The sequence below is a fragment of the Agrobacterium sp. CG160-95 genome (genome assembly GCF_053521725.1).
Map to the genome: position 1 here is coordinate 380,049 of NZ_JBNWDU010000001.1, position 14,118 is coordinate 394,166.

16 protein-coding genes are annotated in these 14,118 nt (G+C 60.0%); 13 read left to right on the forward strand and 3 right to left on the reverse strand.

Annotation, left to right across the window (positions count from 1 at the left end; translation table 11 throughout):
• Window positions 1–2 precede the first annotated feature (2 nt).
• The 3 genes from ACQZ63_RS01905 to ACQZ63_RS01915 form a co-directional block, all read right to left on the reverse strand.
• Window positions 3–305: an AzlD family protein gene (locus ACQZ63_RS01905; RefSeq protein WP_111803608.1), complete on the reverse strand. Its 303-nt coding sequence runs from the start codon at window positions 303–305 to the stop codon at window positions 3–5.
• Complete coding sequence (locus ACQZ63_RS01910) at window positions 302–1,006, reverse strand: AzlC family ABC transporter permease (protein ID WP_111803607.1); 705 nt, start codon at window positions 1,004–1,006, stop codon at window positions 302–304. The genes ACQZ63_RS01905 and ACQZ63_RS01910 overlap by 4 nt, the downstream gene beginning before the upstream one ends.
• Window positions 1,007–1,098: 92 nt before the next feature.
• Window positions 1,099–1,956 carry an AraC family transcriptional regulator gene (locus tag ACQZ63_RS01915; RefSeq protein ID WP_035251674.1) on the reverse strand — a complete coding sequence of 286 codons (858 nt, stop codon included), beginning with the start codon at window positions 1,954–1,956 and terminating at the stop codon, window positions 1,099–1,101.
• A gap of 86 nt (window positions 1,957–2,042) precedes the next feature.
• Here ACQZ63_RS01915 and alr point away from each other — a divergent pair, with 86 nt between their 5' ends.
• From alr to rarD, 13 genes are all read left to right on the forward strand, one after another.
• Window positions 2,043–3,218: an alanine racemase gene (gene alr, locus ACQZ63_RS01920; RefSeq protein WP_013635829.1), complete on the forward strand. Its 1,176-nt coding sequence runs from the start codon at window positions 2,043–2,045 to the stop codon at window positions 3,216–3,218.
• Between the two features lie 65 nt (window positions 3,219–3,283).
• Window positions 3,284–3,550: a type II toxin-antitoxin system ParD family antitoxin gene (locus tag ACQZ63_RS01925; RefSeq protein ID WP_113555892.1), complete on the forward strand. Its 267-nt coding sequence runs from the start codon at window positions 3,284–3,286 to the stop codon at window positions 3,548–3,550.
• Between the two features lie 197 nt (window positions 3,551–3,747).
• Window positions 3,748–5,148 carry a DNA repair protein RadA gene (gene radA / locus ACQZ63_RS01930; protein WP_003512347.1) on the forward strand — a complete coding sequence of 467 codons (1,401 nt, stop codon included), beginning with the start codon at window positions 3,748–3,750 and terminating at the stop codon, window positions 5,146–5,148.
• 95 nt (window positions 5,149–5,243) lie between these two features.
• Complete coding sequence (locus tag ACQZ63_RS01935) at window positions 5,244–5,831, forward strand: CvpA family protein (protein ID WP_003512345.1); 588 nt, start codon at window positions 5,244–5,246, stop codon at window positions 5,829–5,831.
• A 138-nt stretch (window positions 5,832–5,969) separates the two neighbouring features.
• On the forward strand, window positions 5,970–7,463 hold the full coding sequence (gene purF, locus ACQZ63_RS01940) for an amidophosphoribosyltransferase (protein ID WP_003512343.1): 1,494 nt from the start codon (window positions 5,970–5,972) through the stop codon (window positions 7,461–7,463).
• 150 nt (window positions 7,464–7,613) lie between these two features.
• Window positions 7,614–8,354: an SDR family NAD(P)-dependent oxidoreductase gene (locus ACQZ63_RS01945; protein ID WP_111789330.1), complete on the forward strand. Its 741-nt coding sequence runs from the start codon at window positions 7,614–7,616 to the stop codon at window positions 8,352–8,354.
• A gap of 225 nt (window positions 8,355–8,579) precedes the next feature.
• Entirely contained in the window at window positions 8,580–9,965 is a 1,386-nt protein-coding gene (cysS, locus tag ACQZ63_RS01950; protein ID WP_013635827.1) for a cysteine--tRNA ligase, read from the forward strand.
• Between the two features lie 257 nt (window positions 9,966–10,222).
• Window positions 10,223–10,591, forward strand: coding sequence for an endonuclease domain-containing protein (locus ACQZ63_RS01955; protein WP_111789460.1), 369 nt, complete (start codon window positions 10,223–10,225; stop codon window positions 10,589–10,591).
• Entirely contained in the window at window positions 10,588–11,064 is a 477-nt protein-coding gene (locus ACQZ63_RS01960) for a GFA family protein (RefSeq protein WP_003512335.1), read from the forward strand. Before ACQZ63_RS01955 ends, ACQZ63_RS01960 begins: the two co-directional genes overlap by 4 nt.
• A complete protein-coding gene (locus ACQZ63_RS01965; RefSeq protein WP_111789332.1) occupies window positions 11,061–11,525 on the forward strand; it encodes a GFA family protein in 465 nt (154 codons plus the stop codon). Before ACQZ63_RS01960 ends, ACQZ63_RS01965 begins: the two co-directional genes overlap by 4 nt.
• A complete protein-coding gene (locus ACQZ63_RS01970; protein WP_003512322.1) occupies window positions 11,522–12,001 on the forward strand; it encodes a GFA family protein in 480 nt (159 codons plus the stop codon). The genes ACQZ63_RS01965 and ACQZ63_RS01970 overlap by 4 nt, the downstream gene beginning before the upstream one ends.
• Before the next feature lie 3 nt (window positions 12,002–12,004).
• Entirely contained in the window at window positions 12,005–12,961 is a 957-nt protein-coding gene (pip, locus tag ACQZ63_RS01975) for a prolyl aminopeptidase (RefSeq protein WP_111789333.1), read from the forward strand.
• A 215-nt stretch (window positions 12,962–13,176) separates the two neighbouring features.
• Window positions 13,177–14,085 (forward strand): EamA family transporter RarD, encoded by a 909-nt coding sequence (gene rarD, locus ACQZ63_RS01980; protein ID WP_003512314.1) that lies wholly within the window; start codon window positions 13,177–13,179, stop codon window positions 14,083–14,085.
• The last annotated feature ends 33 nt before the right edge of the window (window positions 14,086–14,118 follow it).

Sequence of the window (14,118 nt, forward strand, 5' to 3'; positions counted from 1 at the left end):
CCTCACAATCCGATTCCGCGCAAAAGCGCCACGGTGACGACGCCGAGCGTTGCGGCTGGGAGCAGGCTGAGGCGGAGTGCCGCGACTGCCGTCACCGCGCAGGCGATTGTTTCCGCCATTCCGCTTGAGAATGCCGTTGGCGTCACCACAGCCATCAAGACCGCAGGCGGAACCACGCCGAGCGCTTTTTTCAGACGCGGCGTCAGGGTGAAATGGTTGACCAGCAGCAGACCCCCAAGACGCGTAGCGACGGTGGCCGCCATCATGGCGAGGATCGCCAGCAGGGTGCTCGTATCAAGCGTCATGCCGGCTGCTCCACCTCGTCCTCGCGGCCGAGGGCTGCGACGGAAAGCCCCGCAAGCGCACCGGCGGCTATGTACCAGGCGCCTGGGACCAGCGCGTGCGTGACAAAGGCGGCGGCAGCGCTTGCCAGCAGCACCAGGCCCGTTTCCCTGCCCTTCCAGAACCCCATCAGCAGCACGATGAACACGGCCGGAAAAGCGAAGTCCAGACCGATGACCGTCATGTCGCCCATCACCGAGCCTAAAAGTGCGCCCGTAAGCGCGGCGATGTTCCAGACGAGGTAGATTGACAGCGCAGCGCCGGTGAAAAATGCGGCCGTCAGCCTGCCGGCAACTGCCCTGAATTCCGATAGCGCCCAGGATTCGTCCGTCAGCACCAGCATGGCCGCATATTTTCGCCAGCCGGTAAAATCATCGAGCTTGCCAGCGATGGAAGCGCTCATCAGCACATGGCGAAGATTGACCAGCAGCGCGGCAAAACCGAGCGCGCTCCAGCTTGCCGGATGCGTCCACAGATCCATGGCGACGAATTGCGAGCCACCTGCAAAGACGAGAATCGACATCAGCGAGGCTTCCAGCGGCGACAATCCCTTGCCGACCGCAACTGCACCGAACACGGCGCCGATCGGCACCATGGCGACCAGCAGGGGTGCCGCAGCTCTCAGGCCTGCGCCAAGCTCTGCACGTTTTTCCAGTACGGACATTGCATTCTCCTTTTCAGAGACATGCGATTACGCCTGCAAGTTTTTCCAGTCTTGAATGAAAGTGACGTTGCGCTTCGGAATGGCCACCAAAATCACGCCGTCCGAAATTGTCCCGGCGTGACGCCGGTGCGCGCCTTGAAATGCCGCGTAAAATGCGCCTGATCGGCAAAACCGCACAGCGCAGCCACCTCGGCCGGCATCTCGCCGGAACGCAGAAGACGGCGCGCCCGCCTTATGCGCACATCCGTCAGATAGGCATGCGGGGTGATGTGGAACTCCTTGCGGAAGGCCCGGATGAGATGCGCGCGGCTGAGACCCGCGATGGACGCCAATTCCTCAAGGCCGATATCGGTCTCGTAATTATCGGAGAGATAGTCGCGGGCGGTATGGACCGCCGTCTTCTCGCGGGTTTCAACGGCCAGGATAATGGCGCTGCCATGCCTGCCGAACAGTGCCGCCAGAACCGAGAACATGCCCTCGTCTGCCTCAAGAGCGCCGGACTTGGCCTCCAGCCTGCGATGCGCCATCTGAAAAGCAGCGGCCATCTGCGGATCACGCGGCAGAAACCTTGGAAAGGACGGCATTCCGTGGAAAGCCCTGCCCGTCACATCCTCGATAATATCACGCAGCAGCGCTGCGTCGGGATAGATCATCCGATAACGATAACCGCCGCCACCCGGCGCACCATCGTGAATCTCGTCCGGATTGATGAGATAGAGATGCCCCGGCCCGGTCTGTTCCCTGGTGCCCTGAATGGTGGAAATCTGCGAGCCGCTTTCGATCGCGCCAATCGAGAAGGTATCATGCGCGTGCGGAGAATATTCATGTGTCAGGAACGTCGCGCTCAGACATTCCATGCCGCCAAAACGTGGGTCGCGCCAGAAACGCGTCGTTTCCGTCGCTGCAACCGGCATGACGTCTATGGCCTGTTCCTGCGAAACATTGTGCATAGAACGACTTTAAACCAATCGGTCATTACCGTCTTGAACAAAAGTGCTAGGGTCCGAACCGGTTCCAAATCAACCGGACGCATGGCATGACAGACGACTTCGAAGACACATTTCCCGAACACGAAACCGACGCTTTCGAACATGCGCCGCTGAGGCTGACCGTCGATCTCGGCGCGCTTGCCGACAATTGGCGCGACATGAAAAAGCGGTCCGGCAAGGCGCGGACAGCGGCTGTCGTGAAAGCAGATGCCTACGGGCTCGGTATCGAGGATTGCGGCGCGACGCTCTACCATGCCGGCGCACGCGACTTCTTCGTGGCAACGGTGTCCGAAGGTGCGACCTTGCGATCCTATGCACCGGAAGCGCGCATCTTCGTGCTGTCAGGCATCTGGCAGGGCCAGGAGCGTCAGGTCTTCGATAATGATCTCGTGCCGGTTCTGGCCTCGGAGGAACAGCTGTCCTTCTGGATGGCGACGGTTGCCGAACGCGGCGAACACCCCTGCGCGCTGCATGTGGATACCGGCTTCAACCGGCTTGGCCTGCCGCTGGACGACGCGCTGTTTCTGGCAGACGACGTGACCCGGCCTGCGAGTTTCGATCCGGTTCTGGTGCTCTCCCACCTCGCCTGCGCCGACACGCCGTCTTCGCCCATGAATAAGGTCCAGCTCGAATCATTCCGCAAGGTTAGCGCCGCTTTTGAAGGAATCGAATCAAGCCTTTCCGCTTCTGCCGGAATCTTTCTGGGGCCGGATTATCATTTCGATCTCACCCGCCCCGGCATTGCCCTTTACGGCGGCGAGGCAATCAACGATGTGGCAAACCCGATGCGGCCCGTCGCAAAGGCCGAAGCGCGGATCATCCAGATTCGCGAGGCCGGCGAAGGCCAGACAGTCAGCTATGGCGGCACCTATTTGCTGAAACGGGCGAGCCGCCTTGCCATCGCTTCCGTTGGTTATGCGGACGGATACCAGCGGTCGCTTTCCGGTTCCGGCATTCCATTGCGCGAAATGGGCCATGGCGGTGCTTACGGCATAGTCAACGGCCACAAGGCGCCGGTCGCCGGTCGTGTAACCATGGATCTCACCATTTTCGACATCACGGACATACCGGCAAACGCTGTCCGCACCGGCGATTATATCGAGCTTTTCGGCCCGAAAGTGCCGCTCGATGAGGTGGCGCGCGCCGCCGGCACCATCGGTTACGAAATGCTGACGGGGCTTGGTTTGCGCTACGAGCGCCAATATCTGATGGCTGACGACTGAACCACGTCTTTAGCTCTTGGAAAGCGGAAGCGACCTGTGCTAAAAGAGAACAAAAGGAGATCGAAATGCCCGAAATCCATTTGAGCGAGCAGGACGAAAGGTTCATCGAAGAGCAGGTGGCTGCGGGTGTCTATAGCGATGCGGACGCCGTTATTCATGCGAGCCTGCAATTACTGAGCAGCGATGAAAGAAAAAGAGTCGCGCTTAAATTGCTGATACAGGGCATTGACGACGCTGAAGCAGGCCGGGTTCACCGCTATGCCTCACAAGACGTCTTCCTGAGCGATATCAAACGCGTTTCCGTGCAGCAAAAAACGGGGACCGGTCATTAAAATCCGGACCCCAATCTGGACCACGCGGGCAAGGCGCGATCTTGCCGAAGACCATGGGCCGGGCTTCGCAGTATTGCCTATCGTGGGCGCGTCATCTTCTTTCGTGTTGACGAGGCCGATCTAACCGTTCTGCGCTTGCTGCACTGCCACCAGGACAATTCCGCCAAAGATTTCAAACAAGAAGAAAACTGACATAGATGGCCAAAGCCAAGACCCAATTCGTGTGCCAGAACTGCGGCACGGTTCATACCCGCTGGGCGGGAAAATGCGAAGGCTGCGGCGAATGGAATACCATCGTCGAAGAAGACCCGATGGGCGGCATCGGTTCCGGCCCCGGCAAGACGCCGAAAAAAGGCCGGGCGGTCGCGCTTACGGCGCTTTCGGGCGAGATCGAGGAGGCGCCGCGCATTCCGACCGGCATCAGCGAACTGGACCGGGCAACCGGTGGCGGTTTCGTGCGCGGTTCGGCGGTGTTGATCGGCGGCGATCCCGGCATCGGCAAATCGACCCTGCTGATGCAGGCGGCGGCTGCCCTTTCACGGCGCGGACATCGCGTCATCTATGTTTCTGGCGAAGAAGCGGTAGCGCAGGTGCGTCTGCGGGCCCAGCGGCTGGGTGCGGCGGAAACCGACGTGCTGCTGGCGGCAGAAACCAATGTCGAGGATATTCTGGCGACGATTTCCGAGGGTAAACGCCCCGATCTCGTCATCATCGATTCCATCCAGACGCTATGGAGCGACACGGCCGATTCCGCTCCCGGCACGGTAACGCAGGTGCGCACCGGCGTGCAGGCAATGATCCGTTACGCCAAGCAAACGGGCGCGACCATGGTGCTGGTGGGCCATGTGACCAAGGAAGGCCAGATCGCCGGTCCGCGCGTGGTGGAGCACATGGTCGACGCCGTGCTTTATTTCGAAGGCGACCGCGGCCACCATTACCGCATTCTGCGCACCGTCAAGAACCGCTTCGGGCCGACGGACGAGATCGGCGTGTTTGAAATGTCCGACCGCGGATTGCGCGAGGTCTCCAACCCGTCCGAACTGTTCCTTGGCGAGCGCAACGAGAAATCTCCCGGTGCCGCGGTCTTTGCCGGCATGGAGGGCACCCGTCCCATTCTGGTCGAGGTGCAGGCGCTGGTCGCGGCCACCTCGCTCGGCACGCCGCGCCGCGCCGTGGTCGGCTGGGACAGTTCGCGGCTCGCCATGATCCTTGCCGTGCTGGAAGCCCATTGCGGCGTGAAGCTCGGTCAGCACGACGTTTATCTGAACGTCGCCGGCGGATACCGCATTTCCGAACCGGCTGCGGATATGGCGATAGCTTCTGCGCTGGTTTCCTCGCTTGCCGGTCTTGCCCTGCCCGCCGATTGCGTCTATTTCGGCGAGATCAGCCTGTCGGGCGCGGTACGGCCAGTCTCGCATACGGGCCAGCGTTTGAAAGAAGCTGAAAAACTCGGTTTCTCCGCCGCACTTCTGCCGTCTGCTTCGGCTGAATTGCCGAAAGCGGGCAAGGGGCGCTGGACGGAAATAGAAAGCCTGCCGGACCTCGTGGCGCGCATCGCCGGTTCCGGCAACCGGTTCAAACAGGTTGAGGACGACTAAGATTGATCCTTTCGCCAAGGGAAACAGTGGTGTAAGAGGATCGCACAATTGGCAAGGCAGCGCCTGACAGGGCGTCGCACCTCCGGAGTTGGTATATGCCCATTACAATTTTCGACGGCATCGTCATCGCCGTTGTTCTTTTCTCCGCCATTCTCGCGATGGTGCGCGGTTTTTCCCGCGAGATTCTGTCCATCGCGAGCTGGGCCGGTTCGGTCGCCGCCGCCTATTATCTTTTCCCGATCCTGCTGCCCTATGCACGCAACTATACCGATGACGACAAGATCGCCATCGCCGGTTCGGCAGGCGTCGTCTTCCTCATCTCCCTCGTCGTCATTTCCTTCATCACCTCGCGCATTGCCGATTTCATCATCGACAGCCGCATTGGTGCGCTGGATCGCACGCTGGGTTTCCTGTTCGGCGCAGCGCGCGGCATTCTCTTGCTGGTCGTCGCGGTTGCCTTCTGGAACTGGCTGGTGGATGTGAAGACGCAGCCGCAATGGGTAACCCAGGCCAAGTCCAAGCCTTTCCTCGACGGGCTGGTGGGCAAGCTGGAAGCGGTTCTGCCTGACGATATCGAGCCGCAGATCCGCGCCCGTATCCTCGGAAAACCGCAGGAACCGGCAGCCGCGCAGACGCCTGCGGAAGATGTACCGGCGACAAATCCGCCGGCAACGAATAATTGACACAGTGTCGCGCCTTGCAATGCATGCAAGGCGCGCTATTTGTGCTAAATATCAAGCACGACACAGACTGGCCGACCGGGAGACAAGCTCACCGGAGAGGTCTTTCGTTTTTCTCGGTAGAGAGCAAGGGCAAGCCGGATGATTGAGCCGCTTTCGCATTCCACTTTCAATGAAGAGATCGACGGCGACACGCTGCACGAAGAGTGCGGCGTGTTCGGCATTCTCGGCCACGCCGATGCCTCTGCCCTGACTGCACTGGGCCTGCATGCGCTTCAGCATCGCGGCCAGGAGGCAGCAGGCATCGTCTCCTTCGATGGCAAGCGCTTCCATCAGGAACGCCATATGGGCCTCGTCGGCGATCATTATACCGATCCGGCAACCCTTGCCCGCCTGCCCGGCTCCATCGCGATTGGCCATACCCGCTACTCCACGACAGGCGAAGTGGCGATGCGCAACGTGCAGCCACTGTTTGCCGAGCTGGAAGAAGGCGGCATTTCGATTGCCCATAACGGCAATTTCACCAATGGCCTGACGCTTCGCCGACAGATCATCGCCACCGGCGCCATCTGTCAGTCGACATCGGATACCGAAGTCGTGCTGCACCTCATCGCCCGTTCGCGTCACAGCTCCACTGCCGACCGTTTCATCGACGCCATCCGCCAGATGGAAGGCGGCTATTCGATGCTGGCGATGACCCGCACCAAGCTGATCGCAGCCCGCGACCCGATCGGCATCCGCCCGCTCGTCATGGGTGAGCTGGACGGCAAGCCGATCTTCTGCTCGGAGACCTGCGCTCTCGATATCATCGGCGCGAAATTCGTGCGTGACGTCGAAAACGGCGAAGTCATTATCTGTGAAATTCAGCCGGATGGTTCGATCACCATCGATGCGCGCAAGCCTTCGAAGCCGCAGCCGGAACGTCTCTGCCTGTTCGAATATGTCTATTTCGCCCGCCCCGATTCCGTCGTTGGCGGCCGCAACGTCTATACGACGCGTAAGAACATGGGCATGAACCTTGCCAAGGAAGCGCCGCTGGAAGCTGACGTTGTCGTTCCGGTTCCCGATGGCGGCACGCCGGCAGCGCTCGGTTTTGCGCAGGAAAGCGGTATTCCGTTCGAATATGGAATCATCCGCAACCACTATGTCGGCCGTACCTTCATCGAGCCGACGCAGCAGATTCGCGCTTTTGGCGTCAAGCTCAAGCACTCCGCCAACCGGGCGATGATTGAAGGCAAGCGCGTGGTGTTGGTGGATGATTCGATCGTGCGCGGCACGACTTCATTGAAGATCGTGCAGATGATCCGCGAAGCGGGCGCGAAAGAAGTGCATATCCGCGTTGCCAGCCCGATGATTTTCCATCCGGATTTCTACGGCATCGACACGCCTGATGCCGACAAGCTGCTCGCCAACCAATATGCCGATGTGGACGCCATGGCGAAATTCATTGGCGCCGATTCGCTTGCCTTCCTGTCGATCGACGGTCTTTACCGCGCCGTCGGTGGCGAGAACCGCAACAATGCGCGTCCGCAATTCACGGACCATTATTTCACCGGCGACTACCCTACCCGCCTTCTCGACCAGAACGGCGAGGCGATGGGCAGTAAGATTTCCGTGCTGGCCAGCAACGGCTGATAATCTTGAAATAACAAGCGGCCACCGGCTTCCGGTGGCCGCTTTTTTGTGGCGGGCGATTGAAACCGTGCCCGCTGCGGCGTTTTGATCGCTTGCGGTTGGCGTCAGGGGCTTCATAAAACAAGCGGAATGAATTTCGGAGGGGGCAAAATGACCATCAATCTCAAGGGCAGGATCGCGCTCGTCACCGGCGCGTCGCGCGGTATCGGCTATTTCACGGCGCTGGAACTTGCCAAGGCCGGTGCGCACGTCATTGCCTGCGCCCGCACGGTCGGCGGTCTCGAGGATCTGGACGACGCCATCAAGGCCGTCGGCGGCACCGCGACGCTGGTTCCCTTCGATCTCGCCGACATGAACGCCATCGATGCGCTGGGCGCCAATATCTTCGAGCGCTGGGGCAAGCTCGATATTCTGGTCGCGAATGCCGGTGTTCTCGGCGTCATCTCGCCGGTCGGCCATATCGAAGCGAAAGTCTTCGAAAGGGTCATGACCATCAATGTCACCGCTACATGGCGGCTGATCCGCTCTGTCGAACCGTTGCTCCTGCGATCGGATGCGGGGCGCGCGTTGATCCTGTCTTCGGGTGCTGCCCATAGCTGTCGTCCCTTCTGGGGCGTCTATTCCACCTCCAAGGCCGCCGTTGAGGCACTTGCCCGGACCTGGGCTGCGGAAACCGATAAAACCGCACTGCGCATCAACAGCATCAATCCCGGCGCGACACGCACCGCCATGCGCGCCCAGGCCATGCCCGGCGAAGACCCCGCAGACGTGCCACACCCTTCTGAAGTTGCCGCCGCCATTGTTCAACTCGCCTCGCCTGAGCTTACCGAAACCGGCAAGCTCTTCGCGGTCCGTGAAGGCAAATTCCTGGATTACCGCCAGCCGGAATAGGCTTTTGGTCAAGGCGGTCTCTTAAGGTGCTTCTGGCGCCTGCGAGAAACGCTTGACCGCGAAACACCGGCACGCCATAAGGCAAGGCATGAAAACAACGATCTGCACCTGCTGCTGAATAATTTTTGCTGGTTCACCACCGGCCAGATCGTTTTCGTCTTCCCGCAAGGTCCAACAGACAAACGGTCCGGCCAGGACAATTGACTGCCTTTAGGGAACGCCCGCATGTCCTTGCGCCTGAAACTCCACAACACCCTGACACGCGAAAAGACGGAATTTGCGCCGATCGACGCCGACAATGTGCGCATGTATGTCTGCGGACCAACGGTTTACGATTTCGCCCATATCGGCAACGCGCGCCCGGTCATCGTTTTCGATGTTCTTTATCGGCTGCTGCGCCACGTCTATGGCGAAAGCCATGTGACCTACGCCCGCAACATCACCGATCTCGACGACAAGATCAACGCAAGGGCGCTGCGCGACTATCCGCATCTGCCGCTGAATGACGCCATCCACGCGGTGACGAAAAAGACCGCCGACCAATTCCATGAGGATGTGGCAGCACTTGGCTGCCTGCAGCCGACCGTTGAACCGCGTGCCACCGACTACATCGCCGAGATGATCGACATCATCGAGAAGCTGATCGCGCGCGGCCATGCCTATGCGGCGGGCGGCGAAGTGCTGTTCGACACCCGCTCGATGGCCGATTACGGCCAGTTGTCCAAACGCCCACTGGACGAACAGCAGGCCGGCGCGCGCGTGGCGGTGGAAGCACACAAGAAGACCCCCGGCGATTTCGTGCTGTGGAAACTTTCCTCTGATAATGAGCCCGGCTGGGAAAGCCCCTGGGGCCGCGGCCGTCCGGGCTGGCACATCGAATGCTCGGCCATGGCCGGTCGCTACCTCGGCGAAGTGTTCGACATTCACGGCGGCGGGCTCGATCTCATCTTCCCACATCACGAGAACGAAATCGCGCAATCCCGCTGCGCCCATGGGACGCAGGTGATGGCCAATGTGTGGATGCATAACGGCTTCGTGCAGGTGGAAGGCCGCAAGATGTCGAAGTCCGAGGGCAACTTCGTGACCATCTATGAATTGCTGCACACCGAAAAATTCGGCGGCCGCCAATGGCCGGGCGAGGTTCTTCGCCTTGCCATGCTGATGACGCATTACCGCGAGCCAATCGATTTTTCGGTGAAGCGTCTCGAAGAGGCCGAACGTCTTCTCGCCAAGTGGCCGGCGGCCGAAGCCTCCGACGCGGCACCGGATGAAACCGTGCTTGATGCGCTTGCCGACGACCTGAACACGGTTGCCGCCGTGCAGGCGCTTCACGCGCTGGCACATGCCGCCAACACCGATCCTGCCCGCCTGCCCGCCTTTGCGGCCAGCGCCGCCCTGCTCGGCGTATTGCCGAAGAAAGCGGAAGTGGACGAGGCCATCGTTTCGGCAGTCGATGCCCTAGTGCAACTGCGTCTGGAAATGCTGAAGGCGAAAAACTTTGCAGAGGCGGATCGTTTGCGCGACGAGCTTTCCGAGAAGGGCATTCAGTTGAAGGATGGCAAGGATAAGGAAACCGGGGAACGGACAACGACCTGGGAGTTGAAGCGGTAATTTGCTGCTGCGGCTTGGGACTTCCCCCCCTCTGCCCTGCCGGGCATCTCCCCCTCAAGGGGGGAGATCAGCCGGAAGCACACTTCCGCTCCGCACTCAGCGTTCAAGATGGGCGAGCGATAACCGCGATTGATCTCCCCACCTGTGGGGGAGATGCCCGGCAGGGCAAAGGGGGGCCTGACAGCCACCACAATCCGCTTGCGGTTTTGAGTTACCTCAACCAATCTGAGGTAAAGCAGCTAACTGGCGAACCAATGATGCCACACGCGGACGTAGACCCGATGCATCGCAAATATGCGAAGCAGATGCGGAAAGTAATGACGGATGCCGAACTGAAGCTCTGGAATGCTATTCGCGCGCATCGCCTCGAGGTGTTAAGTTTCCGCAGACAAATGCCGATTGCCGGTTTTATCGTCGATTTCGCATGTTCGGATCATCGCCTGATTATCGAGATCGATGGCTCCCAACATACGACCGAGGCGGCGCTACAATACGATCAGGAACGAACTGCGCGGCTTCAGGAAGACGGCTGGACAGTCCTCCGCTTCTGGAACGAGGATATCCTGAAAGACATGGACAATGTCTGTCTCCACATTATCCGAACGGTGAAGGAGAGCCAACCATGACCACCTACACCGGCGGATGCCAGTGCGGCGCGATCCGGTTCCGCGCGACCGGCGATCTCAAGGACAGTTCCATCTGTCATTGCCGCATGTGCCAGAAGGCTTTCGGGGCCTATTACGCGCCGCTGGTTTCGGTGCGTGAGGTCGAATTCGAATGGACGCGCGGGGAGCCGAAACGTTTTCAGTCCTCCAGCGTCGTCAAGCGCGGCTTCTGCGCCGAATGCGGCACGCCGCTGACCTATGAGGCGCCGGATGGCATTGCGGTTGCGGCCGGTGCTTTCGACGATCCTGCCGCCTTGCCGCCCACCATTCAGTGGGGCGTGGAACGCAAGATCGATTTCGTCGACAGCATCCACACACTACCCGCCGTCCCAACGGAAGACGATCTGACCTCGGTCGACTATCTGACCAACCTCGTTTCCTACCAGCACCCCGACCATGACACCGAGAGCTGGCCCCCGGAGAATAAACGATGAGCGAAACAGGCTTTTCCGGCGGCTGCCAGTGCGGCGCCGTGCGGTTTCATGCGGGCAAGATCGGTCGCCCCTCCATTTGCCATTGCCGCATGTGCCAGAAGCATTTCGGCAATTTCTTCGGTGCACTCGTCACCGCCGATCAGGCGCATCTGACATGGACGCGCGGCCAGCCCTCCCTCTTCCGTTCATCTGCGAAAATCCATCGCGGCTTCTGCAACAAATGCGGCACGCCGCTGACCTACCATTATCCTGGCGGCGTAGAGATCGCGATCGGTGCTTTCGATAATCCGGAGCGGATCGAACCGCAGGTGCAGGTCAATATCCACAAGCGCATGCCCTGGATCGAGCAGCTGTTTTCAAAACCTGCGATCGAGCAGAGCGTCGATGAGGCTGATATCACCTCCTTCCAACACCCGGACCACGACACCAAGGTCTGGCCGCCGGAAGACGACCGCGCATGAACGGTTCAGAAAGCTTCAGCGGCGGATGCCAGTGTGGCGCCGTGCGTTACCGGATCGATGGCGGGTTGCGCTATCCGCATCTGTGTCATTGCCGCATGTGCCAGAAGGCATCGGGCAACTATTTCATGCCGCTTGCAGCAAGTACCCGCGCGAAGTTTGAAATGACCCGTGGCGAGGCTTCGTGGTTCCAGTCGTCCGATCACGTGCGGCGCGGTTTTTGCGGACGGTGCGGCACGCCGCTTTTCTATGACATGCCGGACGCCGATTTCATCAACATCACGCTTGGTTCGCTGGACGAGCCGGAGCTGATAAAGCCCGAGGCGCAATCAAATCTCGACAGCAAAATGCATTGGTTCGGGGAGCTTGACGGCTTGCCGGTCGAGCCGGAAGCTGCGCCGGATGAAAACCGGCTACCGGTCAACAACCGGCAACACCCGGATCGTGACACGGCCGAATGGCCACCCGAAGGAAAGTAAGACATGACCGAAGAATTGCGCAGCTTTTACCCCGAGATCGAACCCTTCGAGAGCGGCATGCTCGATGTCGGCGATGGGCACACGATCTATTGGGAGCGGGTTGGTACACGCGGTGCGAAACCGGCGGTTTTCCTGCATGGCGGTCCGGGCGGCGGGGTAAATCCCACGCATCGCCGCGTTTTCGACCCGGCACTTTACGACGTCATCCTGTTCGATCAGCGCGGCTGCGGTCGCTCCACGCCGCATGCGGAACTGGAAGCCAACACCACCTGGCATCTGGTTGCCGACATTGAAAGGCTCCGTGCGCTGTGCGGCTTTGAAAAATGGCTGGTTTTCGGCGGCTCCTGGGGCTCGACGCTGGCGCTCGCCTATGCCGAGACTCATCCCGAACGCGTGAGCGAACTGGTGCTGCGCGGCATCTACACGGTCACCAGGCCGGAACTGGACTGGTATTACCAGTTCGGCGTTTCTGAAATGTATCCCGATCGCTGGGAAAACTTCATAGCGCCAATTCCTGAAGCCGAGCGCGGCGAGATGATGCAGGCCTATAATCGCTATCTCACCGGTACGGACGAAGCCAAGAAACTCGAATGCGCGCGAGCATGGAGCCAGTGGGAAGGCGCAACCATCGCCCTTGTTACCGATCCGGCGCGCGTCGAGGATTTCGGCGAGGATAAATACGCCATCGCCTTCGCACGCATCGAGAACCACTTCTTCGTCAATGGCGGCTGGCTGGAGGAAGGGCAATTGCTGCGCGATGCCGGCAAGCTTCGCAATATTCCGGGCGTCATCGTGCACGGGCGTTACGATATGCCCTGCCCGCTGAAATATGCCTGGCAGCTTGCCAAGGCCTGGCCGAAGGCGGATTTCCATATTGTCGAGGCAGCCGGGCATGCGCTGAGCGAACCCGGTATTCTTGACCAGCTGATCCGCGCAACCGATCGTTTCGGGGGGAAATAGGCAGGCCTTTCAGATGCTTGAAGCGGCCTGATGAGACAATGATTCACGCAGATTTTCGTGCGTGGATCATCCCTCCGATCGCAAAGTCGCCTGTTTCAAGAGCAAATCGCCTTTTATTCATGCAGTTTTTCTCATGAACGCTTCACGGAAATGAATTGGCCCGCGCTACGCCGATCCGTTATGAAGGGCAATCCCTAATAATTGGCGGTACTCCCATGGCACTCGATAAAACGCTTCCGGCCCAAGAGGGCGGCGATAGCGCACGCGGTTTTGCTTTCGCGCTCTCCGCATATCTGCTGTGGGGATTCCTTCCCATCTACATGAAGGCGGTTGCGCATATTTCGCCGATAGAGGTCATAGTGCACCGCGTCATCTGGTCAGTGCCGATCGGCGCCGCCGTCCTCATCGCTCTCGGTCGCACGGCGGAAATCCGCACTGCGCTGAAAACCCCTAAAATGCTTGCCATGGCAAGCCTCACGGCCGCGCTCATCAGCATCAACTGGGGCATCTATATCTGGGCGATCGGCGCGGGCCGCGCACTCGATGCCGCGCTTGGCTATTTTATCAATCCGCTGTTCAGCATCTTCCTCGGCGCGGTACTGCTCAAGGAAAAGCTTTATCCGGCGCAGATCGCCGCCATCGGCCTCGTGGGGCTGGCCGTTGCGATCCTCACCTGGCATGCGGGCAGCCTGCCATGGGTTTCCATTGCGCTCACCGTGTCCTGGGGTTTTTACGCCTTCTTCCGCAAGACGCTGCCAATCGGCGCCACACAGGGCTTCCTGCTTGAAGTCATGCTTCTTTCCGTTCCGGCCGTGCTGGTGCTGGCCTGGCTTGCCATTAGCGGACAGGCGCATTTCATGGCCGGCAATGCGACCGACACCTGGCTGCTTGCGGCCAGCGGCATCGTCACCGCCGTTCCGCTTATTCTTTACGGCAATGGTGCAAAGCTTCTGCGGCTGTCGACTATCGGTATCATGCAATATATCGCTCCGACGATGATCTTCCTCATCGCCATCTTCATCTTCAAGGAACCGTTCGACATGGTGCGGATGGCGGCCTTTGCAATGATCTGGGTGGCGCTGGCGATCTATACCGCATCGAGCCTGATGCGGCTGAAGCGATAACCTTCCGCGTCATGCCAGCTCTCCACATTCCCG